The organism is Sphingopyxis sp., from assembly GCF_040216815.1.
Taxonomy (GTDB): domain Bacteria; phylum Pseudomonadota; class Alphaproteobacteria; order Sphingomonadales; family Sphingomonadaceae; genus Sphingopyxis.
In genome coordinates this window covers 305,832-329,225 of the sequence record NZ_JAVJOJ010000001.1, presented here as the reverse complement: position 1 = coordinate 329,225, position 23,394 = coordinate 305,832, and the positions used below count along the sequence as shown (strand labels likewise).

Genomic DNA, 23,394 nt, shown 5'->3' with positions numbered 1-23,394 from the left:
AGGAAGCGATTTTCAAGAATGGCTAATTTCAGCGAGCAGATGCAGAGAATCTTCGATCGCTACACGGCGGAAGTGGACGACGGCCCCGTGGCGCTCGATGTGGTAGCTGAATGGGCGGTTCAACAAGGACTGTTTCGCCCTGCGCCGCGTGACGTCGTGAAAATCTGTCGCGAAGCACTGGCCGAAAGCCTTCGTCAGGAAAAGCGGGTCGATGATAAAGGGCGACGCTACCGAGCTAAGCACTCCGTCCGTACCAGCGTAGGCGGTACTCAGCTCAGCCTTTGGGCAGATATTGACCGTGCGCCCCGCAGTTTCATGGAGAAGTCGTTCGGGCAGCGTCGTAAAGCTATTGTCGACGATTGCTTTCAGGTGAAGCAAGACGTTGATCACTATAACGATGAGCATTCAACGGCCCAGCCGATTCAAATCGTTCTGGATTTCAGCGAGGACGTAGCGGAAATGGAAGCTGCTCAGCGCATCGGTCGTGAGGGCGACGAGGCGGCATAAAAGCTCGGCGCGAACCTAACCTATGCTTTCGGAACCGCCGGGAGGAGATAATGGAGGGACGGCTTCCGGACGATCTTAGACGAGTTTGGCGTCAACGGCAGATTCCAGTGGTCGTTCGTCGCGGTTTAGGATTTCCACTTTACGTCAAATTGCCAGCACCGCGGGGGCATGAGGAGGCTTTTTTTCGCTCTTTGACGTGGCTTCGGTCGCTAAGACCAAACGGTCATATGCCCAAATGGTTTTCGAAATACTCTGGTTGGGAGGTTCCCAAGGCGTGGTTCAATGATCTCGTTAACGCAGCACTGAGGCGATACGGACAGTTGTACGTGATCCAGCCCTATAAGGAGCAAGAGGTTTGTGCGCCTGCCTGCATGAATGCTGAAGGGCACGAGTGTGAGTGCAAATGCATGGGTGCCAATCACGGCGCTGGCGGTCCGGGGGCCGGATGGTTCGTGGTGTCGGAAGCTTTCGCCACCCGCTGGACTGGCGGGAGCCTGGCGTGTCGACTGATGAAGCTTCGAAAATAACCTCTTTCCTACATTATCCAAATAGGTTCAAAATCTCTTCGATTCATTCCAAGTGATTCGGGAGGTGGCGTTATGGCGCGTAAGGTGGTGCGGGATTTGCGGGGGAAATCGGGGGCTTCCAAGGATGGCGTGGGTGGTCGGGCCCTCCCCGCTGCGCCCCGGATCAAGTCCGGGGCTCGCTGCCCCTCCCGCAAGCGGGAGGGGATTAAGGAGGGACGGGAGGGGAGCAAGACCGGGGGCGGCGTTGGAGCGAGGGACGCCAATCCCCTGATGCCCGGCCTGCGCATTCGCGAGGATGGGTGGACCGCGGCGCGGACGCGGACGTTTCTGGCGGTGCTGGCGCAGTCGGGGTGCGTCACCGATGCGGCGCGCGTCGCGGGGATCAGCCGCAAGGCGGTGAACGACGCGCGGCGGCGCTTCGAGCCGTTCGACCGCGCCTGTTCGACCGCGCTGGCGCGCGCGCTGCGCGGATTGCAGGCGGTCGCCTATGAACGCGCGGTGGTCGGGCGCGAGACGGTGATCCTGCGCGGCGGGCAGGAGGTCGAGCGGCGGATCATGCCGTCGGACGCGATGCTGGGGCTGCTGTTGAAACGCGGCGAGCTGGGCGAGGGCGGCGCGGCGCGGACGCTTTACGCGCGCTATGACGGCGATGCGACGATCAGCGCCGGGGAGCATATGGAGGGGTGGCGCTTCGACGGCGCGGGCATCAAATATTTCCATCCGGGCAGCGCGCGCGAACGGCTGGCCGAGAAGCTGTATCGGATGCGCGCGGCGGCGGTCGAGGAGGAAGCCGAAAACGGTTGCTGCATGCGCTGCGGCCAGCCGGCGCGCGGCGCGGCGGCCGCGCGGCTCGCCGCGGCGCGCGACGCCGACGCGGAGATGGACGCCGAGGCCGGCGCGGGGTTTTGAGGGCAAGCCCCGGCGTGCGGACGCTCGGGCGGAACGGCGCAGGGCGCACTCGGCGCCGGGCGGGGATTTCGCCAGGGGTGCGGGAAGGCGGGCGACCGCCCTCCCGCAATCCGGTCAATATCTGACGCGCGCGGTGAAGCGGGCGTTGATCGGCGCCCCCGGCGTGATGTTGTTGACGTTGTGCGCGTCGGAGAAATAGCTTTCGTCGAGCAGATTTTCGACATTGACCTGAAATTCGACGCGCTCGTTCGCTTTGAAGAACAGCGCGGCATCGACGCGCGTGAAGGCGGGCAGGCGCGTCACCGTCGGCGCTGTGCGAATGGCGGCGAACTGGCTCGACTGATGGACGACGCCGAGGCCCACCCCGACATTGGCGTTGACATCATAGCGATTCCAGAGCGCGATCTGGTGCTTTGGCACCTGCCCCAGCCGGATGCTGTCGTCATTCTTGCGATGCGCGTCCTGATAGGTGTAGCCGCCGCTCACCTGCCAGTTCGGCGTGATCCGGCCGACGAGCGCCAGTTCGACGCCCCTGGTGCGCGTGTCGGTCAGAAACTGCGACCCCGGCACGCCGGCGACCGGAACCGCGGTGTTGTTGCGGTCGAGCTGGAACAACGCCAGCGTGACGTTGAGATCGGGCCGGATATCCCATTTGGCGCCGACTTCGTAATTGACCATCCTTTCGGGGGTCAGATCTTCCTGCGCGGGCGACAGGGTCAGGAACTGATCGCCCGAACGCGGCAGGAACGACCGGCTGTAACTGCCGTAGATCGACATATTTTCCCGCGGTTTCAGGATCAGGCCGAGGCGCGGCGACACTTTGTCGTCGGTGCGGGCAAAGGCGCGCGGGGTGCCGGCGAGGTCGGTGCCCTCGATCTCGAACCGGTCGTAACGCAGGCCGAGCACCAGGTCGACATGCGGCCCGAAGGCGATCTGGTCCTGCGCATAGGCGGAGAAGAAGCGGACGCGCGATTCGGTGTTGCGCGTGGGCGCGCCGAACGTGACGGTCGGATAGACGATGTTGGCAAGGTTCAGCGTGCTGTTCGACAGCGTGCCGTTGCGGCGCTGGTTCGTCGAATCCTGGTCGCCATATTCGAGGCCGAGGAGGATCCGGTTGCCGATCGCACCCAGGTCGACATCCCACAGCAGGTTGCTCTGCGCGATGAAATTCTGCCGCTCGGTCGCGTCGGTGTAGCTCGACAGGGAAACCGTGCCGGCCGGGCCGGTCGCGGCGCCATTGGCATAGACGTTGGTGTAATATTTGTCATAGTCGCCATAAAGGAGCGTGGTCGACCAGGTCAGCGCATCGGTCAGCGCGCCATCCAGCCGGGCCTTGACGATATGCGCCTCGAGCCCGGTGCGATTGACACCCGGTACGCCGAAAAATGTGTCGCGATGCCCCGTTAGCGGCCGGTTCGGCTGTCCGGGAGCGGTGGCGATCGAGGGTACGCCGCGATCGGTGACGCGATCGTCGTTCACATATTCGTACGACAGGCCGAGCTTCCACCGGCCGAGATCGACCGCGGCATAGGGGTTGATCGCATAGCGTTCGCCGCCGAAGAAATCGCGATGATTGTCGAGGCTTTCGTAATTGGCGTTGAGCCGGAAGGCCGCACCGCCGCCGATCGGCGCATTGACGTCCGCCGAAATATCCCACGCGCCAAAACTGTTGGCGCTGAGCGTGCCGCCGACCGCCAATGCTTCGGATGACGGCGTTTTCTGAACCCGGTTGATGACGCCGCCGCTGCCGCCGCGGCCGAAGATCATCGCGAAGGGGCCCTTCAATATCTCGACCCGTTCGATGTTATAGAGGCTGCGGAAATATTGGACGTCGTCGCGCACGCCGTCGAGAAAGAAGTCGGCGGTCGTGTTCTGGCCGCGCAGGGTGATCTGGTCGCGGTTGCCTTCGCCCTGGCCGATCGTGGTGCCGGGGACATAACGCAGGACATCGGCGATCGAACGCGATGCCTGGTCGTCGAGCCGTTCGCGCGTGACCACCGAAATCGTCTGCGGCACATCGATCAGCGGTGTGTCCGTCTTGGTCGCCGTGACCGAGTTGGTGGCGACATAGCCGTCCGAGTGGCCGATCACCAAAATGGTGCGGTCATCCTCGTGCGCCGCATCATTGGCGCGCGCAGTGGCGGGAACGACCGCGGCGACGGCGGTAAGCAAAAGCAGTTTCTTCACAGGCCCCCCTGTTGGGTTATCGGATTGTCGCAGGCGCCGCTAAAGCTAATGCGAGCGAATTGCAACTCTGTCGCAGGGTCATGTGAAGAAAAATGTGGCGGGATGACCGCGAGGCTTTGCCAGCCCTTGCTCAAGAGGGTGCGATCCGCCCGGCATTTATGCCGTTGGAACAAGTAGCTGCTCCCCGGCTTTCGCCGGCGAACAGTATTCGCTTGTCGCAACGGGATCATCGCCGATCCGCCCCGCAAACGTCACCGGCTTCAGCAGCCGGTCACGGACATCGTCGCCGCGCGACATCGCGCGCGGTCGCGGCCCGATTCGAGACGCGCGCCGGGCCTTGGGCGGGATGGTTCAGGCGGAGCCGCGGACGGCGAGGCGGACGGGGACGCGCGTGCCGCTGCGCGTGCGTTCGTCATCCTCCAATGCCATCGCGACGAGCGCCTCGCCCGCGGCGTCGAGATCGGGTTCGAGCGTGGTGAGCGCGGGGTCGGCGAGCGTGCCGGCGCGGATGCCGTCGAAGCCGATCAGCGCGACGTCGTGCGGCACGCGGCGGCCCGCGTCCTTGAGGCCTTGCAGCACGCCGAGCGCGAGCATGTCCGACGCCGCGAAGATCGCATCGACCTGCGGATGCGCGGCGAGCAGCGCCTGCACCGCGGCGACCCCCTGCGCATGGCGGTCGGCGGCGGCGGGCGGTTCGATCTGGATAGGGACGAGGCCGTGCTGGGCCAGCGCGGCGGTGAAGCCGTCGCGGCGCTCGTCGAACTGGCGTTGCGGCGATTGCTGCGGGCCGATGAAGGCGATGCGGCGGCGGCCGAGCTTTACCAGATGCTCGGCCGCCATCTGCCCGCCCTCGTCATTTTCGCTGCGCATCCAGTGAAAGGGGCTGCCGGGGCTGCCCCAGCAGACGAAGTCGAGCCCCGACGCCTGCGCTTCGGCGAAAAACTGCCACGCCGCGCGGTTGCTGGTGGTGCCGATGACGATCATCGCGTCGGCGAGCCCCGATGCCACGAAATCGGCGCGGAAATTGTCGGGGCTTTCCTGAAAGCTGACGAGCAGGTTGAACCCGCGCGCCGAGGTCGCGGCGGCGATGCTGCCGAGCAGGGCGAAGTAGAAGGGGTTGATCGCGCTCCGGTCCTCGCCGGGGCGGCAGATGGTGACGAGCGCGATCGTTTCGCTGCTTTTGAGGCGCAGCGACGAAGCGTGGCGGTCGACGACATAGCCGAGTTCGCGCGCCGCGGCGGCGACGCGCGCGCGCGTTTCGGCGTTGACGCCGGGCGAACCCCGGAGCGCGCGCGAGACGGTCGATTGCGACACGCCCGCGCGCTCGGCGACGTCGAACGATGTCGGGCGCAGCATCCTGGCGGTCATGGCGGCGGCATTCTCCCCTCCCGCCCGTCTCTTGCCGGGGGGCGAGGGCTTGTCAATCGCCGCGCGGCTGCCGATCAGGCCAGCGGATCACGATATTGAGCCGATTGTCGGCGGCGGTGCGCGTCCAGCAGCCCTTCAGCTGGCGCTCGATCATCGATCGGATGAACTGGGTCCCGAAGCTTTCCTTCGCGATCTGCGGCGTTTCGGGAAGATGGCTTTCGGTCCAGTCGAGCTCGACCGCGTCGCCGTCGCGGTGCCAGCCGATACGCAGGTCGCCCTGACCCGACAGCGCGCCATATTTGATGCTGTTGGTGACAAATTCGTGGATCGCGAGCGAGATCGCCTGCGCGCCTTCGTCGTCCAGCCGCACCTCGGGACCCGAAACTGCGGCGAGACGGTCGGGCGCGACGCCGGCGAGCGCGAGCTCGCGGTGGACGATGCGTTCGAGATCGACGGTGTCGACCGCGCCGCTGACGAGCATCTGCTTCGCATCGGACAGCGCGCGCATCCGGCCGTCGAACTTTGTTTCAAATTCTTCGAGACTGGCCGATTCGCGCAAGGTGATGCGCGCCAGCGCGCCGATGCGCGCAAAGGCATTTTTCATGCGATGCGCCATTTCGCCGATCATCAGCTCGCGGTCGGCGGCGCGCAGCGCCTGTTCGTCGGCGAGCGCGCGAAAGGCATCGACGCGGCGGTGCTGAAGACGCATGAGCTGCATCGCGAGCAGCATGATCGCAAAGCCGAACAGGAAAATGGCCAGCGGCCGCCCCAGCCGTTCGAACAGGCGGCTGTACGAAACGCGCAGCGTCCATTGCCGGTCGGCGATGTGCAGCGTCTGTTCGTGCGGATCCCAGCCCATCGACCCGTGGCGAAAAACGAGCGGCGCCGATGGCCCCTTGCCGGCATGGATTTCCAGCCCGTCGATCGCCCGGAGCTGCGGCCCCAGGATCGTGGTGAACAGATCGTCGATGCGAAAGGGGGCATAGACAAAGGCCTCGATCGGCCGCGCCGCCGCCGCTGTCGCCGATGGTGCCGCGCCCGCGGCGTCGCCCGATTCGGACGGATCGGCGTAAACGGGGATATAGATCAGGAAGCCGGGTTGGCGCCGTTTCGCGGCGTCTTCCTGCACGAGCTGGACGATGCCGCTCGCGGCGGGGCGGCCGGTCTGCCAGGCGCGGCGCATCGCTTCGCGCCGCACCGGTTCGCTGTACATGTCATAACCCAGCGCCTTGTCGCGGCGCGGCGTAGGCGGTTCGAGAAGGACGATCGGGAAGCCGACCGGTTCGCCGCTGCGCGGCCAGACTGCAATGTCGCGGCCATAATTGTCGCGCAGCATCGCCTCTGCCGCAGCGGGGGTTTGCTGACGCATCGCGACGGCGATGCCGACGCCCTCCAGCCCGGGGACATGCACCTGCGGCCGCAGCGCGGTCAGATAGGCGCGGATGCCGGGCCCGCTCGACCGGCTGTCCGATTGATAGAGCGCGCGCACCCCTTCGAGCAGCGCAACATGGTCGCGCAGCCGCGTGTCGATCAGCATCGCGACGCGCTCGGCGCGGTCGCGTTCCTCGGCACGGTTATAAAGGAAGCTGCCCACGGCGGCGGCAAGCGTCGCGGCGAGGATGACAAAGCCGACGAAGCGGGCCGAAAGCGCCAACAGCCGGTCTGCCCATGAAGAAGGGCGCATATATCTGTCCTGACCGATGGCTGCCGCAGCAGCGTCCCCCTCTGTCCCAAGCTGTTCCATGCCATGCCGGCGATGGCAAGTTTATTTCGTGCCAGCGCGGCGGCGATTGACGGGTTGCGACTTGCAACCTTTGCCCTATGGTTGCGGCGTTTCGGGAAAGGATATGCGATGATTATCTATGGTTCGCTGGTGTCGCCCTTCGTGCGCAAATTGCTGGCCTATCTGGGCGAAAAGGGGATCGACTTCGAACTGAAGGGCGTCGGGCTCGGCGATCCCGATCCGGGGTTTCAGGCGGCCTCGCCGCTCGGCAAGATGCCCGCGATGGACGATGACGGCTTCCGCCTCGCCGATTCGAGCGCGATCATTCATTATCTGGAGGCCAAGCATCCCGAACCCGCGCTGATCCCCGCCGATCCCAGGGAGCGCGGGCAGGCGATCTGGTGGGAGGAGTTCGGCGACACGGTGTTCGCGGCGTGCAGCGGCAAGATCTTCTTCAACCGCATCGTCGCGCCGAAATTCCTCGGCCGCGAAGGCGACCTGGCCGCCGCCGCGGCCGCCGAGGCGGAGGAACTGCCGAAGCTGCTCGACTATCTGGAGGGCGCGATCCCGGCGTCGGGATTCCTTGTCGGCGACCGGCTGACGCTCGCCGACCTCGCGGTCGCGTCGCCGCTGATGAATTTTCGCCATTGCGGCGCGTGCATCGACGCCGCGAAGCATCCGAAGATCGCCGCGTGGAGCGAAGCGATACTGTCGCGGCCGAGCATGGCGCCGTGGATTGCGAAGGAAGAACGGATGATGGCGAAGGTGATGGGCGGGTAGGGCTGCGAGCATTTACCCTTGTCATCTCGGCCCTTCTACTGCCTTGGCAGGCGCTCAGGATAAACTTCAGCCTTTGGCTGATGGCCGGGATCTCGCCGGTGCGTTGTCGTGACAGGGCGAGATCCCGGCCTTCGCCGGGATGACGGGGAGTGGGTTGAGGGACGGAGCGGCGATGGCGGAGGGGATTGAGGGTTAGGGCCATATGGGCCTTCCCCTATGCCGTGCCCCTGCGGAGGCAGGGGCCCATCTTTGGACATGGCGGGCCGGAACGACCGGCGGTGTTGCAGGCTACGGCGGGTGATGGGCCCCTGCCTTCGCAGGGGCACGCGGATGGTTGGGATAACGGCGGCGTTATGCGGCTTCGGTTCGCCGCCGCCCCTCAGCCCGCCGGCTTGCCCCCATGGTCGGCCCAGAATTTCGCGATGCGGCCGGTGATGAGTTCGGTGGCGAGGACGCGGGCAGTGTCGCGGGGGAGGCCGAGCGCTTCGGCCATCGGGCCGCCGAGCTGCGCGTCGCCCAAGGCCATCAGGACGAGCGCGAGCGTGTCTTCGTGCATCAGCCGTTTTTCATCGGCATCGGGCGCCATGCCGTCGATCAGGCGGTGGATCGCCTCGACGATCGGGTCGAGCGCGTCGTCATTGCCCGTCGCCGCCATCCACGTCGCGAGCGCGCCGGCGCCGCCGCTGTTGAAGGCGTCGAAGGCAAGGTCGACGATCTCGCGCACATTGCGTTCGCCCGGCGGCGATTCGGCCATTTTGCGCCCGATCGTTTCGCACACGGTTTCGGCCTGATAGGCGGCGAGCGCCTTTTGCAGCCCCGCCGCGCTGCCGAAATGATGCAGCAGATTGGCGTGGGTGCGGTCGATGCGCGCCGCGACCGCCTTCAGCGTCACCGCGGCGGGCCCCATTTCAATGAGGATCTGGCGCGCCGCCTCCAGCGCGGCCGAACGGCTTTCTTCAGGACTGAGACGCTTTTTCACTATTGACATTTATGTAAGTTAACCCCATTGACTGACCCCATCCACTCTTTTCGACGGTATGCGCCATATGTCCAGCCTTTCCCGGTCCCCGACCCCCGCCGACCTGTCGATCACGCCGCGCGACATGCGCTTTGGCCGCGACGACAAACAGGGCCGCTGGTGGCTCAACGGCGATCCGATTGCATCGGCCTTTCACACCGCGCTGTCGGTCACATTTCCGAAGGGCGAGGCGATGTTCATCGAGGCGGTGAAGGCGCACCGCGACGGCGTTCCCGAAAAGCTGGCGCGCGAAATCCGCGCCTTTACCCAGCAGGGAGTGATCCACAGCCGCGAGCATGTCGTGTTCAACAAAAAGGCGGCCGAGGCGGGATACGACCTCAGCGAACTCGAAGCCGATGTCGACGAGGTGATGGAAATCATCAAGGCGCGGCCGCCGATCGTCAACCTGGTCGCGACGATCGCGCTCGAACATTATACCGCGATGATGGCGGCGGTGATGCTGCGCGAGGACAGCATGTATGCGGGCGCCGAGCCCGAATGGGCGGCCCTGTGGAAATGGCACGCGATCGAGGAGATCGAGCATAAGGGCGTCGCCTATGATACCTGGCTGCACGCGACGAAGGACTGGAGCCGCTTTCGCCGCTGGCGCGCCAAGTCGCTGATGATGCTGCTCGTCACGTCGCGCTTCTGGCCGAGGCGGGTGAAGGGCATGAAGGCGCTCTTGAAACAGGACGGGCTGACCGGCTGGCGCGTCAGCTTGCGCATCTGGTGGTATCTGCTCGGCTCGCCTGGCGTGCTGCGCAAGAGCTTTCTCCCCTGGCTTTCCTATTTCATGCCGGGGTTCCACCCGTGGAACCACGACGACCGCGCGCTGATCGGCAAATATGAAAGCGATTATGCCGACGCGGTGATGCCGGCGCAGTCGTCGCGACCCGAACTGGCCGCCGCCGCGGCCTGAGCACCCTTTCCTGCGAAGGCGGGCCGTCCGGAGCGGTTCTCTCTCCCCGTTTCGGGGCCTGCCTTCGCGGGGACGGCGCCTAATGCCCCATGTCGGCGGCCGATGCCTTGGGCGCGCCGGGGCGCGGCGGGCGGAGCAGCAGCACGAGCGGTACCGCGAGCAACGTCACCCACATCATCGCCCAGAAATCGTCGATATAGGCGACCATCGCCGCCTGCCGGTTTATTTCGGCATCGATCATCGCGAGCGCGGTGTCGCCGACGATGCCGAAGCGGTCGGCGGTCGAGGGATCGAGCAGCGTGACCGAACTGTTGGTGACATGCGCGGCGAGATCCTGGTGGCTGGTCTGGATATTGGTGCCGAGCAGCGTCGTGACGACTGAAATGCCGATCGACGCGCCGAGGCTGCGCAGCAGGTTCAAAAGGCTCGACCCGTCGGTGCGCTGCTGCGGCGCGATCGTCGCGAAGGCCATCGTGTTCAGCGGAATGAAGACGAGGCCGAGGCCCAGCCCCTGCACCAGCCCGCTGAGGATCACCGGCTGCATCCCCATGCCGAGCGACCAGTGGCTCATCAGCCAGAGCGAATAGGCGGCGATGGCGAGCCCGGTGCCGACGAGCCAGCGGGCGTCGACCCTGCCCAGCAACTGCCCCGCGACCCACATGCTCGCAAGAATGCCGACGCCGCGCACCGCGAGCACCAGCCCGGTGTCGATCACCGGCCAGCCGAACAGATTTTGCAGCATCGGCGGCAAGAGCGCCATCGATGCGAACATCACGACGCCGATGACCACCATGAACCCCATGGCGGTGACGAGGTTGCGGTCGGCGAGCATCGCGCGGCTGAACAAGGGCGCGCGCGCGGTGAAGAGGTGGACGATGAACATCCAGAGACAGGCGATGGCGACGGCGCATTCGATCCAGATTTCGGTGCTGTCGAACCAGTCGAGATGCGCGCCGCGGTCGAGCATCAGTTGCAGCGCCGCGAGCCCCAGCGCGAGCATCGAGAAGCCGAAGAGGTCGAAGCGGCGGCCGGTTCGGCGCGCCGCGGGGAGCAGCGCCCACATCAGCGCGAGCGTGACGAGTCCGACGGGCAGGTTGACGTAGAAAACCCAGCGCCAGTTGACGCTTTCGGTCAGCCAGCCGCCGAGCGCGGGGCCGAGGATCGGGCCGACCATGATCCCCATGCCCCAGATCGACATCGCGCGCGCGTGGCGTTCGGGCGGGTTGATGTCGAGCATCACCGATTGCGACAGCGGCCCGATGAAGGCGGCGCTGATCCCCTGCAGAAAGCGAAAGACCACCATCTGTTCGAGCGACTGCGCGGCGCCGCACGCCATCGACGCGACGATGAAGCCCGCGATCGCGGCGAGGAACAGTTCGCGCCGCCCGATGCGGTCGGCCAGCCAGCCGGTGATCGGCATCGCGATGGCGCTCGCGAGGATATAGCTGGTCAGCACCCAGGTCACCGTCTCGCTCGTCGCGCCGAGCGCCGACTGCATGTGCGGAATCGCGACATTGGCGATCGTCGTGTCGAGGATCTGCATGATCGACGCGCCCATGACCGCGACGGTCAGGAGGCCGCGATAGCGGACGCGTTCGTGCAGCGGGATATTATCGTCGGCGGGGAGCGCGGCGGCGGCGGGACGGCGGGGGAGGGAGCGGGAGGCCATCGGGTCAGGCAATAATCTTCGTCATTGCGAGCGAAGCGAAGCAATCCAGCGCGGCGTAAACCGCCCTCGATTGCTTCGCTTCGCTCGCAATGACGGGATTGAGCACACGCAACCCGCTACTTCGTAAACACCGTCACTTCGGCCGACAGCCCGGCGATCATGTCGCGCGACGGCTTTTCGTCGAAGGCGATGCGCACGGGCACGCGCTGCGTCACCTTGACCCAGTTGCCGGTGGCGTTCTGCGCCGGGAGGACCGAAAATTCGCTGCCCGTCCCCGCGCCGATCGTCAGCACATGGCCGCGGACTTTCAGCCCCGGATAGGCGTCGAAGCGTATCTCGGCGCGCTGGCCGACGCGCATGTCGGCAAGGTCGGTTTCCTTGAAATTGGCCTCGACCCACGGGTGCGCGGTGTCGACGAGCGTGAGCGCGGGCAGCCCCGCGACCATCGCCTGCCCGACCTGCAGCCGGTCGGCCTGCGCGACGCGCCCCGCGCTCGGCGCGCGGACGCTGGTGCGCGCGAGGTTGACCTCCGCCTGCGCGCGCTGGACGCGCGCCGCCTCGACCTGCGGGTTGATGCCGCTCGCGGGGCCGGCGGCGAGCCTGGTGCGCGCTTCCGCCGCCGCGGCTTCGGCCTGCCGCACGCGTTCGCGCGCCTGCGCGAGCGCGTGGCGCGCGGCGTCATAGGCGGCGCGCGTCGTGAAGCCCTTTTCCATCAGCGCCGCCTGACGGTCGAAAGTGACCCCGGCGAACTTCACCTCCTCGCGCGCCGCGGCGATGTCGACGCTGGACGTGTTCGCACTGGCGGCGAGATTGCCGACCTCGACGCGTGCCGCGTCGATCGCCGCGCTCGCCTGGGCGACGCTCAGCGCATAGGGTTCGCTGTCGATGCGGAAGAGCAATTGCCCCTTGGCAACCTCTTGTCCGTCGCGGACGGCGACTTCGGTGATCCGCCCGCCGACCTCGGCCGCGATCGACACCTTGTCCATCTGGACATAGGCATTGTCGGTCGACACCGAGGCGCCGCTCAAAAGCCACCAGCCCGCGCCGCCCGCGACGAGCAAAGCGGGCAGGCCGAACATGATGAGGCGTGTGCGCCAGCCGGTTGTCGGCGCGGCGTCGGGGGTGGCGGGCGGCAGCGGGTCGGCCCTGGGCGCGCGCGTCGGCGGCGGTGCGGCTTCGGCCTCGGGGCGCGAGGGGGCGAGCTGGTCCATCAGGCGGCCTCCGGCTCTTTATGGCCGACGCGGCGCGAGAGGTTGGCGCGCACGCGCTCGACGAGATGGCCGAGCTGGTCGCGTTCGGCCGCGCTCAACCCTTCGAGCGCCTCGTCATTGAGCGCCGCGATCTCCAGCCGGATGCCGACGAGCAATGTGCCCGCGCGCGGGGTCAGGTACAGCCGCCACGCGCGGCGATCGGCGGGGTCGGCGCGGCGTTCGACCAGTTCGGCCTCGGTCAGCCGGTCGACCATGCGCGACAGGGTGATGGGTTCGACCTCGATCAAGTCGGCGAGCGGCCCCTGCCTTATCCCCTCATGGCGTTTGAGATAGGTGATGAGTCGCCACTGGAGCGCGGTGATGCCGCTGTCCTTGACGCGGGCGTTGAAGGCGCGGCGATAGAGGCGCGCGGTGTCATTGAGGATGAAGCCGATCGTTTCCGTCATGGCATAGCATATAATAGCAGTTGCTAGTAAATTCAACCAAGGGCGGGATTGGCAACCACCTCGAATATGGTGTAAATTTTCTTTACACTGCTTGCGCGGTGCCATTTTTTGGGCAGGATGTGGGGATGACTTTGACCGCCGACCTTTTCTGGTCCTTTCGCTCGCCTTACAGCTATCTGGCGGTGGGGCGCTATCGCGCGCTCGCCGCGAGTCACGATGTGACGATCAGGCTGCGCCCCGTTTATCCGCTCGCGATTCGCCAGCCCGATTTTTTCGAGCGCAACCACCCCAATTGGCTGAGCTATACGATGCGCGACATGATCCGCGTTGCGCAGTTCCACGGCATACCGTTCGGCCCGCCGCGCCCCGACCCGATCGTCCAGAATGTCGCCACGCGCGCGATCGCCGCCGAGCAGCCCTATATCTATCGCCTCACCCGGCTGGGGCAGGCGGCGGCGCGGCGCGGCAAGGGGCTGGGCTTTGCGCATGAGGTCGGCCAGCTGATCTGGGGCGGCGCGGTCGACTGGCACCTCGGCGACCATCTGGCGGGCGCGGCGCGCCGCGCGGGGCTGGACCTTGCCGAACTCGATGTCGAGGCGGTCGACGATGCCGCGGCGCTCGACAACGAGATTGCGGGCAACCAGGTCGCGCTGGAAATCGCGGGCCATTGGGGCGTGCCGACTTTGGTGTTCGAGGGCGAACCCTTTTTCGGGCAGGACCGGATCGAGATGGCGAAGTGGCGGATGGAGCAGAAGGGGCTGAAGCCGCGGTAGGACGGGGTTGCTGTTTGCGGGGCGTCGGTTCTGAGGTGGGCAGCGGACTTCTTCAATTCCGTCATCCCGGCGAAGGGTGTTCAGAGGCACGTGACTCTGAAACACGATCTCATCCTAACGGTTTGCCGCACCGGCGAGATCCCGGCCTTCGCCGGGATGACGATAGAGTTGAGGGCGGCTTTCGGCCGTCAGCGGCCATCGTGGTTTCCCGCCGGCGCCGGGCGGCGCTTTGACTGGCTCTCCCGCCCCCTTGTACGGTTGCGTGAGGGCGCGGCGAGCGCGTAAGGCGGCGGCATGAGCATCGATCCCCAATTTTTCGAGGCGCGCGACGGCGTGCGGCTGGCGTGGCGCGAGATGGGTGAAGGCCGGCCGGTGGTGCTGCTCCACGGCCTGTTTTCGAGCGGCGAGGTCAATTGGATCAAGTTCGGCACCGCGGCGCGCATCGCGGCCGAGGGCTATCGCGTCATCATGCCCGACCTGCGCGTCCACGGGTCGAGCGAGGCGCCGCACGAGGCGGAGTTCTATCCGCCCGACGTGCTGGTGCGCGACCTGGAGGATCTGGTCGCGCATCTGGGCCTGACCGATTTCGACCTCGGCGGTTTTTCGCTTGGCGCGCGCACCAGCGTGCGCGCGGTCGTCGCGGGGATGACGCCGCGCCGGTTGATCCTGGGCGGCATGGGACTGGCAGGACTCGCGGGCTGGCAGCGGCGCGGCGCCTTTTTTCAGCGCGCGATCGCCGAATATGAAAGCGCGAAGCGCGGCGACGATACGTGGATGTCGATCCAGTTCATGAAGACGATGAAGGTCGACCGCATCGCCGCGGGGCATTTGCTGGAGAGCTTTACCGACACGCCGCCCGACGCGCTCGCGGCGATCACCATGCCCACGCTCGTCGTGTGCGGAGAGCAGGACCAGGACAATGGATCGGCCGAGGAGCTGGTCGCGGCGTTGGCGGACGCCGAGCTTGCGACGATTCCGGGGACGCATATGTCGAGCGTGACCGAGGCGGGGCTGGGCGAGGCGATCGCGGCGTTCCTGACCGCTTGACCCGGCGCGCGGGGGGCGTCAAGCTGGCGTCATCGCGCCAGAGAGCGCACCGGATAATCCAGAGGACGCACCCCATGAAAGCCATGATTTCGACGCTGTCGCTTGCCCTGTCGCTCGCGGTGGCGACCCCCGCCTTTGCGCAGGCCGCCCCTGCTGCTGCCCCCACGGCCGCGCCCACGGTCGCCGACGCCGAAGCCTTTATCGCCGCCGCCGAAAAGGATCTGTTCGACTACACCGTCGAGGCGAGCCAGGTGAACTGGGTCAATTCGACCTATTTGACCGAAGATACCGACGCGATGGCGGCGCGGATCAACGCGGTCGGTACCGAAAAGGCGGTGAAATATGCGCTTGAGGCGGCCAAATATAGCGAGGTTCCGGGGCTCGGCGCCGAAACGAAGCGCAAGCTCGACATTCTGCGCACGGGCCTTGTGCTGCCCGCGCCGACGACGCCCGGCGCCGCGACCGAGCTCAACCAGATCGCGACCGACCTGCAATCGCAATATGGCAAGGGTCGCGGCACGCTGAACGGCAAGGAAATTTCGGGTTCGGACATCGAGGCCGAGATGGGCAATATCGAACGCACCCCCGCCGAGCTCGCCGAAATGTGGACCAGCTGGCACGACAATGTCGGCGCCCCGATGAAGGATGATTATGTCCGCATGGTCGGAATCGCGAACGCGGGTGCGAAGGAGCTGGGCTTTGCCGACACCGGCGCGATGTGGCGATCGGGATATGACATGCCGCCCGAAGAGTTCGCCAAGCTGACCGAGAAAATCTGGCAGGACATGAAGCCGCTCTATGTCGCGCTCCACACCTATGTCCGCTGGAAGCTCAACGAGAAATATGGCGATGCGGTGCAGCCCAAGACCGGCCCGATCCGCGCCGACCTGCTGGGCAATATGTGGGCGCAGGAATGGGGCAATATCTATCCGCTCGTCGCGCCGCCGGGAACGGGCGATCTTGGCTATGACATCGGCGAGCTTTTGGCGGCGCAGGGCAAGACGCCGCTCGACATGGTCAGGATCGGCGAGAATTTCTATTCGTCGCTCGGCATGGCGCCGCTGCCCGACACCTTCTGGAAGCGGAGCATGTTCACCAAGCCCGCCGACCGCGAAGTCGTCTGCCACGCCTCCGCCTGGGACATCGACAACAAGGACGATATTCGCATCAAGATGTGCATCAAGGTGAATGCCGACGATTTCGTCACCATCCACCATGAACTCGGCCATAATTATTACCAGCGCGCCTATAAGGACCAGCCGTTCCTTTACCTGAACGGCGCCAACGACGGGTTCCACGAAGCGATCGGCGATTTCGTCGCGCTGTCGATCACGCCGCAATATCTGGTCGACATCGGCCTGCTCGACAAGGCGCAGGTGCCGAGCGCCGACAAGGACATCGGCCTGCTCTTGCGGCAGGCGATGGACAAGGTGGCTTTCCTGCCGTTCGGCCTGCTCATCGACCGCTGGCGCTGGGGCGTGTTCGACGGTTCGATCGCGCCCGCCGATTACAACAAGGCGTGGACCCAGATGCGCACCCAATATCAGGGCATCGTCCCGCCGGGCGAACGCCCCGCCGACGCGTTCGACGCGGGGGCGAAATATCATATTCCGGGCAACACGCCCTACACGCGCTATTTCCTCGCGCGCATCCTGCAGTTCCAGTTTTATGAGGCGGCGTGCAAGCAGGCGGGGTGGAAAGGGCCGCTCCACCGCTGTTCCTTCTATGGCAACAAGGCGGTCGGTGCGAAGCTGAACGCGATGCTGGAAATGGGGGCGTCGAAGCCGTGGCCCGACGCGCTCCAGGCCTTCACCGGCAAGCGCGAAATGTCGGGCAAGGCGATGGCCGATTATTTTGCCCCGCTCAAAAAATGGCTCGACGAGCAGAACAAGGGCAAGCCGCAGGGGTGGTGAGGCGCCGCGGGTGATGAAGGACGGGCCGGGGAGGGGGTTCCCCGGCCTTTTTTGTGAAGAGGGATGGCGGTTTCGGGGTAGTGAGCGGACGTTGGGATACCATCAGGCCCTCCCCTTCAGGGGAGGGCAGCGAGACTTACGAACTTGTTCGTTAGTCGCAGCGGGTGGGGGTTGGAAGCCTTGCGCTGCGCCGCAAGCCCCCACCCCAACCCCTCCCCTGAAGGGGAGGGGCTTTACGGCAGCAACCGGCCGCTTTCAGCCGATTCCGATCACGCCTTCCTCGCCTCCACCGCCTGTTTGAAGCGCGCGAGCCGCGCCGATGCCGCGGCGGCGTGCGGGCCGATCCAGCGATCGTGGATGTCCTGAATCGGCATCGCGTTGAGGTGGTTCCAGCGTTCGCGGCCGCGGCGCTCGGCGATCACCAGCCCCGCCGCTTCCAGCACTTTCAGATGCTGCATCACCGTACAGCGGTCGATGTCGGCAAAATGCGTGCAGAGCGCGCCCGTGGTCAGCGGCTGGTCGCGAAGATCGTCCAATATCTGCCGCCGCACGGGCGAGGCCAGCGCCTTGAAAACCGCATCATATTCGTCGTGAATTGACATGTTATAGAATTATAACACAATGGCGTGCGACTCAAGCGGAGAATGGACATGGAACTGAAATTCAAGGTCGCGGCGCGGATCGCGAAGCCGGTGGCCGAGGTGTTCGAGGCGGTCGCCGACCCCGCCAAGCTGTCGGCCTATTTCACCACCGGCGGCGCCAAGGGGCGGCTGGAGACGGGTGCGACGGTGGAATGGGATTTTGCCGATTTTCCGGGCGCCTTTCCGGTCCATGTGATCGAGGTGGTCGAGCGCGAGCGCATCGTCCTCGAATGGCAGGCAAGCGAGGGCGAGGCGCACAATATCGAAGGCAGCGAACCCAAGGACGCCGACTATCGCACGCGCGTGACGATGCGTTTCAAAAGCCTGGACGACGGGCGCACGCTGGTCGAGATTTCCGAAGAAGGCTGGCGCGAAAATCAGGGCGCGCTGGGCGCATCCTATGGCAATTGCCAGGGCTGGGCGCAGATGCTGTGCGCGATGAAGGCGTGGGTGGAATATGGCATCAACTTGCGCGAGGGCATGTATAAATAGGGCGAGTAGCCACCTTTTCTTCGTTCGTTACTTGAAAACGCTTGCAACGATATGGTTTTGCGACAATTTCCGGCAACATGCCGGGAACCGGAGGCCCGTCTTGCGGCGCCGGATTCGTGACGAAGGAGGATCCATGAAGCGTCTTGTCCTGACCATCGCCCTTGCTGCGGGACTTCCCGCCGCGGCCAACGCCGCGACCTGCGAACAGGGTTTCGTGAAGAAAGGCAATCCGGTGACGGGGCTGCGCTTTATCGCGACGACCAATGTGCCGGGGATGAGCGCCGCGAGCGCTGTCGGGCAATTGAACGGCATCGTCGCGGCAAAGGGCTATGACATATTGGCTGCCGAGCAGGAAAGCGGCACGATGCTGATCGAACAGCCGCAGACCGGCAAGTCGCGCCCCTTCCCGATCGAGATTGCCGCCGACGGTGCGGGCAATGTGCGGATGGAGGCGAAGCTGCGCGCCGCGATGAATGTTCCCGAAGCCGCCGCGAAGGCGGAGATGTGCGGCATATTGAACCAGCTCAAGGGCGGCAAGGCGGGCGAGGCGCTGGCGGCAAAGGGCATGAAGGCGACCACCGCGCCCGGCGCGCCGATCCGCATGAGCGTGCTGCGCTTTTCGCAGGACATCACCGGCGAGGCCGAGAAGAACAGCGCCGCGGTGCCGCTGCGCTACAATAACAAATCCTTCACCCTCTATGGCCCCGTCGGCTTTGTCGGGCCGGTCGGCGACAGCTATCGCGTCGAGTGGAAGCTGGTGTCGAACGTGCTGACCGACATCGTGCCCGGCCGGTCGTCGGCGGGGATGAATGTGAATTGCGTGCTCGCAAAGGGGCAGGCGCCCTATGCGCTGCAATTGAAGCCCGGCAAGCACGCCGAGCTGACGGGGACGTTCGACCGGCTCGACTATGGCCTTTCGCTGGTGTGGCTGAAGGATTGCCGCCCGGCGAAGTGAGCGGCGGGGTTATGGGGCGTCATCCCGGCGAAGGGTGTTCAGAGGCACGTGACTCTGAAACCCGATCTCCCCCTCTCGTCACTACGCACCGGCGAGATCCCGGCCTTCGCCGGGATGACCGTTCCTTGGGTCGGGACCCTAATAGCTGAGTCCTAATCGCCGCCCGCGCGGCCCGCCAGGTCCATGAAATCGCGCGCGGCATTGCGTTCGCCTTCGTCCTTGAACGCGATGTCGAGGTCGGGGGCGTCGCCGAGCATGTACATCAGCGCCCAGAGCGCGAAGCGGCGGCCGGGATTGGTTTCCAGCCCGAAATCGACGCGCATCCGTTCGGTGCCCGCGGCGCGCGCCGCGGGCGCAATCGCGCCAAGGTCGGCGGTGCCGAAATAGCGGCGGAGCTGGTCGTCGAAATCCATGCGCCTGCTTTCGGAGGCTTTGCGCGCTTTGGCAAGGCGGGCGGTAAAAATCGGGTCGCCCGCCCGCCACCCGGTTGTCATCGGCCGGGGGCGCCGATAGGGCGGCGGCTGTGAAGACGAGTATCGAGATCGGGACCGACGCGGCGGGGCAGGACGTGCGCGTCGACGTGCAGGAACTGCTCGCGACGCGCCTGCTCGTCCAGGGCAATTCGGGGTCGGGCAAGTCGCACCTTCTGCGCCGCATCCTTGAGGAAAGCGCCGCGCTGGTGCAGCAGGTGGTGATCGACCCCGAGGGCGATTTCGTGACGCTCGCCGATGCCTTTACCCATGTCGTGATCAACGGCGGCGATTATGACGAGCGCGAGATTGCGGCGATGGGCGCGCGCATCCGCGAACATCGCGCGTCGGTGGTGCTCAGCCTCGAAACGCTCGATATCGAGGCGCAGATGACCTGCGCCGCCGCGTTCCTCAACGCGCTGTTCGATGCCCCGCGCGAACATTGGTTTCCCGCGTTGGTGGTGGTCGACGAGGCGCAGATGTTCGCGCCGGCGGCGTCGGGCGACGTATCCGACAATGCGCGCCGCGCCAGCCTGTCGGCGATGACCAATTTGATGTGCCGCGGGCGCAAGCGCGGTTTGGCGGGTGCGATCGCGACGCAGCGGCTGGCCAAGCTCGCCAAGAATGTTGCCGCCGAGGCGAGCAATTTCCTGATGGGGCGCACCTTCCTCGACATCGACATGGCGCGCGCCGCCGACCTGCTCGGCATGGAGCGGCGGCAGGCGGAGGCGATCCGCGACCTGGAGCGCGGGCATTTCCTGGGGCTGGGCCCCGCAATCTCGCGCCGCCCGCTCAGCATCCGCATCGGCGCGACGCGCACCGCGACGCGGATGGGGACGCACAGCCTGATGCCGCTGCCCGATGCCGATGGCGCCGACATGCGCTCGATGCTTTTTGCCGAACCCGAAACGCCCGCGCCGCCGCGTCCGGTGGCGACGGAGCCCGAACCCGTCGCGGCGAGCGCGGTGATCGAGCGGATCGCCGCGAGCGAACCGCTGCACACCGATCCCGATGCGCCGCCCGTGCTCGACATCGTCGACGCGGCAGCCGAGGCCGAAGCCGCCGACGCGGTGGTGATCGCGACGCTGGAGGCGATGCTCGCCGATCCCGACGGGGCCTTTCAGGGCGAGGCGATGCTGTTCCAGGATTTTTCGGTGCGCTGCCGCATGGCGAAGCTGAAGAAGGTACCGCTCGACCTCGCCGCCTTTCGCCGCCGCTTCGCGCTCGCCAAGGGGGGTGTCTTTGACCCCGCCGAACCGCATTGGCGCGAAGCGCTTGCCGTCGCCGACCGACTGCCCGACGATATGGTCGCGCCCTTTTTGCAGATCGCGCGCGCGGCGATGGACGGGGCGCCGTGCCCCGACGACGAGGCGCTCGGCCGCGCTTATGGCAGCCGCTCGCCGGGGCGCATCCGGCGGTTGATCGACTATATGGAAAAGCAGGGGGTGATCGTGGTGCGCTCCGATTTCGGGGGGCGGCGGTCGATCGGGATTCCGGAGCTGGGGATCAGCACCGAGGCGGAATGAAGACGTTCTGACGTTTCACCGAGCCCGTGCCCCTGCGAAGGCAGGGGCCCATCTTACCAGCCTTGCAACTCCATCCAGCCGGTGGCTCGGAAGTCCGGCGGCAGGAGATGGGCCCCTGCCTTCGCAGGGGCACAGAGGTGGCGCTTTTACCACCCCTGAGTTTGCCGGCCCCCAGCCGTTCAGTCCAGCCCGCGTCGGCCGAACGTCACCGGCCGCTGGCTGTGGAAAATCCGGGCGGGGTCGACCATGGCCGCGGTGCGCGCGCGGTCGAGCGCGTTGTAGAGCGGGCCGTGGGTGAGTTCATAGGGAAAGCGCACGCCCATGCGGTCGACTTCGGACCACATCACGACGGCATAGACCAGCTGCCCGCCATAATGGATTTCGCAGCGCGAACGCGCGGGCAGCGACACGCCGTCGATCCGCGCACCCCCTTCGGACAGGTCGGCGATGCGGCCCTCGACGAAACTCAGCACCCCGTTGACGGTGACGTCGATGGCGACGGCGGTGCGCTGATGACGGCGCGGCGTGGGGAGGCGGGGGTTCGTCATGCGGCCATCTAAACCCATCATGGTAAATAATCCGGTAACGATGATCGGGCGCGACGGAGCAGGAGGGGGCGGGGCAATTTTGCCTTTCGATTCCCCCGCGCTTGCCGCTATGGGCGCGGCATGACCGACTTGCATCTTCATCCGTCGCTGCGCGAACCCGCGCAAACGTCCAAGGCCTGGCCGTTCGAGGAGGCGCGCAAGCTGGTCAAACGCTATCCGGGTGGCAAGCCCGGCGGCGAGCCCGTGCTGTTCGAGACGGGCTATGGCCCGTCGGGGCTGCCGCATATCGGGACCTTCAATGAAGTGCTGCGCACGACGATGGTGCGGCGTGCGTATGAGACGCTGACCGGTGGCGTGTCGACGCGGCTGGTGGCGTTCAGCGACGATATGGACGGCCTGCGCAAGGTTCCCGACAATGTGCCGAACGGCGATATGCTGCGCGAGCATCTGGGCAAGCCGCTGACCGCGATCCCCGATCCCTTCGGCAAATATGAAAGTTTCGCGCATCACAATAATGCGATGCTGCGCGCGTTCCTCGACCGGTTCGGTTTCGATTATGAATTTGTGAGCTCGACCGAACGCTATCGCTCGGGGGCGTTCGACGACGCGCTCAAAAACGTGCTGCGCCACAATCAGGATATTCTCGACATCATGCTGCCGACGCTGCGCGCCGAGCGCGCGGCGACCTATTCGCCGGTGCTGCCGGTCAGCCCCAAGTCGGGAATCGTTTTGCAGGTGCCGGTCACGGTGGTCGATGCCGACGCGGGCCTCGTGTCGTTCGAGGATGCGGGCGAAACGATCACGCACAGCATCCTGGGCGGCGGCGCGAAGCTGCAATGGAAGGTCGACTGGGCGATGCGCTGGGTCGCGCTCGGCGTCGATTACGAGATGTACGGCAAGGACCTGACCGACAGCGGCGTCCAGTCGGGCAAGATCGCCAAGGCGCTGGGCGGGCGCAAGCCCGAAGGGCTGATCTATGAAATGTTCCTCGACGAAAAGGGCGAGAAGATTTCGAAGTCGAAGGGCAATGGCCTGTCGATGGAGGAATGGCTTGCCTATGGCAGCGAGGAAAGCCTGGCCTTTTTCGCCTATCGCGAGCCCAAGGCGGCGAAACAGCTCCATATCGGCGTGGTGCCGAAGGCGGTCGACGAATATCTCCAGATGCGTGGGGCGTATCCGGAGCAGGAGCCGGACAAGAAGCTGGGCAACCCCGTGCATCATGTCCATGTCGCGCGCGGGCAGGATGTTCCGGGGGCGGTGCTACCCGTCACCTATGGTCTGCTGCTCAACCTTGTCGGGGTGATGGGCGCCGATGCGTCGAAGGCGCAGATCTGGCGCTACCTTGGCCAATATGTCGCGGGCGCCGACGCGGCGACCTATCCCGAGCTCGACCGGCTGATCGACAATGCGATGGCGTATAACCGCGATTTCGTCGCGCCGACGCTGCAGCGGCGCAAGCCCGTGGGCGGCGAGGTCGCGGCACTGAAGGCGCTCGATGCACGGCTCGCCGCGCTGCCCGCCGATGCCGCGGCCGACGACATCCAGAATATCGTGTACGAGATCGGCAAGGACGAGGCGCACGGCTTTGCCAATCTGCGCGACTGGTTCAGGGCGCTGTACGAGACGCTGCTCGGATCGAGCGCGGGGCCGCGCATGGGCAGCTTTATTGCCTTGTTCGGGATCGACAATACGCGGCGCCTGATCGCCGAGGCTTTGGCGTAGAAGAATCGATGTCAAACTCCGTTCGTGTTGAGCGAAGTCGAGA

The 23,394-nt window shown here is 65.8% G+C and carries 21 protein-coding genes; 11 read left to right on the top strand and 10 right to left on the bottom strand.

The genetic code is table 11. From position 1 onward, the window contains the following. Positions 1–18: 18 nt before the first annotated feature. Positions 19–507 (top strand): hypothetical protein, encoded by a 489-nt coding sequence (locus RIA72_RS01590; protein WP_350030603.1) that lies wholly within the window; start codon positions 19–21, stop codon positions 505–507. A gap of 797 nt (positions 508–1,304) precedes the next feature. Next, complete coding sequence (locus RIA72_RS01585) at positions 1,305–1,943, top strand: hypothetical protein (protein ID WP_350030602.1); 639 nt, start codon at positions 1,305–1,307, stop codon at positions 1,941–1,943. 114 nt (positions 1,944–2,057) lie between these two features. Here the strand turns inward: RIA72_RS01585 and RIA72_RS01580 are convergent, their stop codons facing one another. The 3 genes from RIA72_RS01580 to RIA72_RS01570 all read right to left on the bottom strand — a co-directional run bounded on the left by RIA72_RS01580 (position 2,058) and on the right by RIA72_RS01570 (position 7,182). Then, positions 2,058–4,130, bottom strand: coding sequence for a TonB-dependent receptor (locus RIA72_RS01580; protein ID WP_350030601.1), 2,073 nt, complete (start codon positions 4,128–4,130; stop codon positions 2,058–2,060). A gap of 351 nt (positions 4,131–4,481) precedes the next feature. After that, a complete protein-coding gene (locus RIA72_RS01575; protein WP_350030600.1) occupies positions 4,482–5,498 on the bottom strand; it encodes a LacI family DNA-binding transcriptional regulator in 1,017 nt (338 codons plus the stop codon). A 52-nt stretch (positions 5,499–5,550) separates the two neighbouring features. Beyond that, positions 5,551–7,182 (bottom strand): CHASE domain-containing protein, encoded by a 1,632-nt coding sequence (locus tag RIA72_RS01570; protein WP_350030599.1) that lies wholly within the window; start codon positions 7,180–7,182, stop codon positions 5,551–5,553. 168 nt (positions 7,183–7,350) lie between these two features. Between RIA72_RS01570 and RIA72_RS01565 the strand changes: the two genes are divergently transcribed. Next, positions 7,351–8,001: a glutathione S-transferase family protein gene (locus tag RIA72_RS01565; RefSeq protein WP_350030598.1), complete on the top strand. Its 651-nt coding sequence runs from the start codon at positions 7,351–7,353 to the stop codon at positions 7,999–8,001. A gap of 379 nt (positions 8,002–8,380) precedes the next feature. On the opposite strand, the gene RIA72_RS01560 is transcribed toward RIA72_RS01565, so the two are convergent. Then, entirely contained in the window at positions 8,381–8,989 is a 609-nt protein-coding gene (locus RIA72_RS01560) for a TetR/AcrR family transcriptional regulator (RefSeq protein WP_350030597.1), read from the bottom strand. A 58-nt stretch (positions 8,990–9,047) separates the two neighbouring features. Here RIA72_RS01560 and RIA72_RS01555 point away from each other — a divergent pair, with 58 nt between their 5' ends. After that, positions 9,048–9,938 carry a metal-dependent hydrolase gene (locus tag RIA72_RS01555; protein WP_350030596.1) on the top strand — a complete coding sequence of 297 codons (891 nt, stop codon included), beginning with the start codon at positions 9,048–9,050 and terminating at the stop codon, positions 9,936–9,938. Positions 9,939–10,017: 79 nt separating this feature from the next. On the opposite strand, the gene RIA72_RS01550 is transcribed toward RIA72_RS01555, so the two are convergent. From RIA72_RS01550 to RIA72_RS01540, 3 genes are all read right to left on the bottom strand, one after another. Next, the gene (locus RIA72_RS01550) at positions 10,018–11,607 is read right to left on the bottom strand and encodes an MDR family MFS transporter (protein ID WP_350030595.1); all 1,590 of its coding nucleotides are present in this window, start codon (positions 11,605–11,607) and stop codon (positions 10,018–10,020) included. 116 nt (positions 11,608–11,723) lie between these two features. Next, positions 11,724–12,818, bottom strand: coding sequence for an HlyD family secretion protein (locus RIA72_RS01545; RefSeq protein ID WP_350030594.1), 1,095 nt, complete (start codon positions 12,816–12,818; stop codon positions 11,724–11,726). Then, positions 12,818–13,264, bottom strand: a complete 447-nt coding sequence (locus RIA72_RS01540) for a MarR family winged helix-turn-helix transcriptional regulator (protein ID WP_350030593.1) — start codon at positions 13,262–13,264, stop codon at positions 12,818–12,820. Before RIA72_RS01540 ends, RIA72_RS01545 begins: the two co-directional genes overlap by 1 nt. 125 nt (positions 13,265–13,389) lie before the next feature. On the opposite strand from RIA72_RS01540, the gene RIA72_RS01535 reads away from it, so the two are divergent. The 3 genes from RIA72_RS01535 to RIA72_RS01525 all read left to right on the top strand — a co-directional run bounded on the left by RIA72_RS01535 (position 13,390) and on the right by RIA72_RS01525 (position 16,997). Beyond that, on the top strand, positions 13,390–14,037 hold the full coding sequence (locus RIA72_RS01535; protein ID WP_350030592.1) for a 2-hydroxychromene-2-carboxylate isomerase: 648 nt from the start codon (positions 13,390–13,392) through the stop codon (positions 14,035–14,037). Positions 14,038–14,331: 294 nt separating this feature from the next. Then, on the top strand, positions 14,332–15,084 hold the full coding sequence (locus RIA72_RS01530) for an alpha/beta fold hydrolase (protein ID WP_350030591.1): 753 nt from the start codon (positions 14,332–14,334) through the stop codon (positions 15,082–15,084). A gap of 74 nt (positions 15,085–15,158) precedes the next feature. Then, entirely contained in the window at positions 15,159–16,997 is a 1,839-nt protein-coding gene (locus RIA72_RS01525; protein WP_350030590.1) for a M2 family metallopeptidase, read from the top strand. Between the two features lie 269 nt (positions 16,998–17,266). Here RIA72_RS01525 and RIA72_RS01520 read toward each other — a convergent pair whose 3' ends face one another. After that, positions 17,267–17,599: an ArsR/SmtB family transcription factor gene (locus RIA72_RS01520; protein WP_350030589.1), complete on the bottom strand. Its 333-nt coding sequence runs from the start codon at positions 17,597–17,599 to the stop codon at positions 17,267–17,269. Positions 17,600–17,647: 48 nt separating this feature from the next. Between RIA72_RS01520 and RIA72_RS01515 the strand changes: the two genes are divergently transcribed. Both RIA72_RS01515 and RIA72_RS01510 read left to right on the top strand, forming a co-directional pair. Next, positions 17,648–18,130, top strand: a complete 483-nt coding sequence (locus RIA72_RS01515) for an SRPBCC family protein (RefSeq protein ID WP_350030588.1) — start codon at positions 17,648–17,650, stop codon at positions 18,128–18,130. 133 nt (positions 18,131–18,263) lie between these two features. Next, a complete protein-coding gene (locus RIA72_RS01510) occupies positions 18,264–19,085 on the top strand; it encodes a hypothetical protein (RefSeq protein ID WP_350030587.1) in 822 nt (273 codons plus the stop codon). A 152-nt stretch (positions 19,086–19,237) separates the two neighbouring features. Here the strand turns inward: RIA72_RS01510 and RIA72_RS01505 are convergent, their stop codons facing one another. Further along, positions 19,238–19,498 carry a hypothetical protein gene (locus RIA72_RS01505; protein ID WP_350030586.1) on the bottom strand — a complete coding sequence of 87 codons (261 nt, stop codon included), beginning with the start codon at positions 19,496–19,498 and terminating at the stop codon, positions 19,238–19,240. A 110-nt stretch (positions 19,499–19,608) separates the two neighbouring features. Between RIA72_RS01505 and RIA72_RS01500 the strand changes: the two genes are divergently transcribed. Continuing rightward, positions 19,609–21,081, top strand: a complete 1,473-nt coding sequence (locus tag RIA72_RS01500; protein WP_350030585.1) for a helicase HerA domain-containing protein — start codon at positions 19,609–19,611, stop codon at positions 21,079–21,081. A gap of 179 nt (positions 21,082–21,260) precedes the next feature. Here the strand turns inward: RIA72_RS01500 and RIA72_RS01495 are convergent, their stop codons facing one another. Beyond that, positions 21,261–21,629: a PilZ domain-containing protein gene (locus tag RIA72_RS01495; RefSeq protein ID WP_350030584.1), complete on the bottom strand. Its 369-nt coding sequence runs from the start codon at positions 21,627–21,629 to the stop codon at positions 21,261–21,263. Between the two features lie 120 nt (positions 21,630–21,749). On the opposite strand from RIA72_RS01495, the gene RIA72_RS01490 reads away from it, so the two are divergent. Then, the gene (locus tag RIA72_RS01490) at positions 21,750–23,351 is read left to right on the top strand and encodes a lysine--tRNA ligase (RefSeq protein ID WP_350030583.1); all 1,602 of its coding nucleotides are present in this window, start codon (positions 21,750–21,752) and stop codon (positions 23,349–23,351) included. Positions 23,352–23,394 lie beyond the last annotated feature (43 nt).

Excerpts from the sequence above, each read along its gene's own strand:
- RIA72_RS01590 (WP_350030603.1), top strand. The coding sequence starts at position 19 with ATGGCTAATTTCAGCGAGCAGATGCAGAGAATCTTCGATCGCTACACG.
- RIA72_RS01585 (WP_350030602.1), top strand. The coding sequence starts at position 1,305 with ATGCCCGGCCTGCGCATTCGCGAGGATGGGTGGACCGCGGCGCGGACG.
- RIA72_RS01575 (WP_350030600.1), bottom strand. The coding sequence starts at position 5,498 with ATGACCGCCAGGATGCTGCGCCCGACATCGTTCGACGTCGCCGAGCGC.
- RIA72_RS01570 (WP_350030599.1), bottom strand. The coding sequence starts at position 7,182 with ATGCGCCCTTCTTCATGGGCAGACCGGCTGTTGGCGCTTTCGGCCCGC.
- RIA72_RS01565 (WP_350030598.1), top strand. The coding sequence starts at position 7,351 with ATGATTATCTATGGTTCGCTGGTGTCGCCCTTCGTGCGCAAATTGCTG.
- RIA72_RS01560 (WP_350030597.1), bottom strand. The coding sequence starts at position 8,989 with ATGTCAATAGTGAAAAAGCGTCTCAGTCCTGAAGAAAGCCGTTCGGCC.
- RIA72_RS01555 (WP_350030596.1), top strand. The coding sequence starts at position 9,048 with ATGTCCAGCCTTTCCCGGTCCCCGACCCCCGCCGACCTGTCGATCACG.
- RIA72_RS01550 (WP_350030595.1), bottom strand. The coding sequence starts at position 11,607 with ATGGCCTCCCGCTCCCTCCCCCGCCGTCCCGCCGCCGCCGCGCTCCCC.
- RIA72_RS01545 (WP_350030594.1), bottom strand. The coding sequence starts at position 12,818 with ATGGACCAGCTCGCCCCCTCGCGCCCCGAGGCCGAAGCCGCACCGCCG.
- RIA72_RS01540 (WP_350030593.1), bottom strand. The coding sequence starts at position 13,264 with ATGACGGAAACGATCGGCTTCATCCTCAATGACACCGCGCGCCTCTAT.
- RIA72_RS01535 (WP_350030592.1), top strand. The coding sequence starts at position 13,390 with ATGACTTTGACCGCCGACCTTTTCTGGTCCTTTCGCTCGCCTTACAGC.
- RIA72_RS01530 (WP_350030591.1), top strand. The coding sequence starts at position 14,332 with ATGAGCATCGATCCCCAATTTTTCGAGGCGCGCGACGGCGTGCGGCTG.
- RIA72_RS01525 (WP_350030590.1), top strand. The coding sequence starts at position 15,159 with ATGAAAGCCATGATTTCGACGCTGTCGCTTGCCCTGTCGCTCGCGGTG.
- RIA72_RS01520 (WP_350030589.1), bottom strand. The coding sequence starts at position 17,599 with ATGTCAATTCACGACGAATATGATGCGGTTTTCAAGGCGCTGGCCTCG.
- RIA72_RS01515 (WP_350030588.1), top strand. The coding sequence starts at position 17,648 with ATGGAACTGAAATTCAAGGTCGCGGCGCGGATCGCGAAGCCGGTGGCC.
- RIA72_RS01510 (WP_350030587.1), top strand. The coding sequence starts at position 18,264 with ATGAAGCGTCTTGTCCTGACCATCGCCCTTGCTGCGGGACTTCCCGCC.
- RIA72_RS01505 (WP_350030586.1), bottom strand. The coding sequence starts at position 19,498 with ATGGATTTCGACGACCAGCTCCGCCGCTATTTCGGCACCGCCGACCTT.
- RIA72_RS01495 (WP_350030584.1), bottom strand. The coding sequence starts at position 21,629 with ATGACGAACCCCCGCCTCCCCACGCCGCGCCGTCATCAGCGCACCGCC.
- RIA72_RS01490 (WP_350030583.1), top strand. The coding sequence starts at position 21,750 with ATGACCGACTTGCATCTTCATCCGTCGCTGCGCGAACCCGCGCAAACG.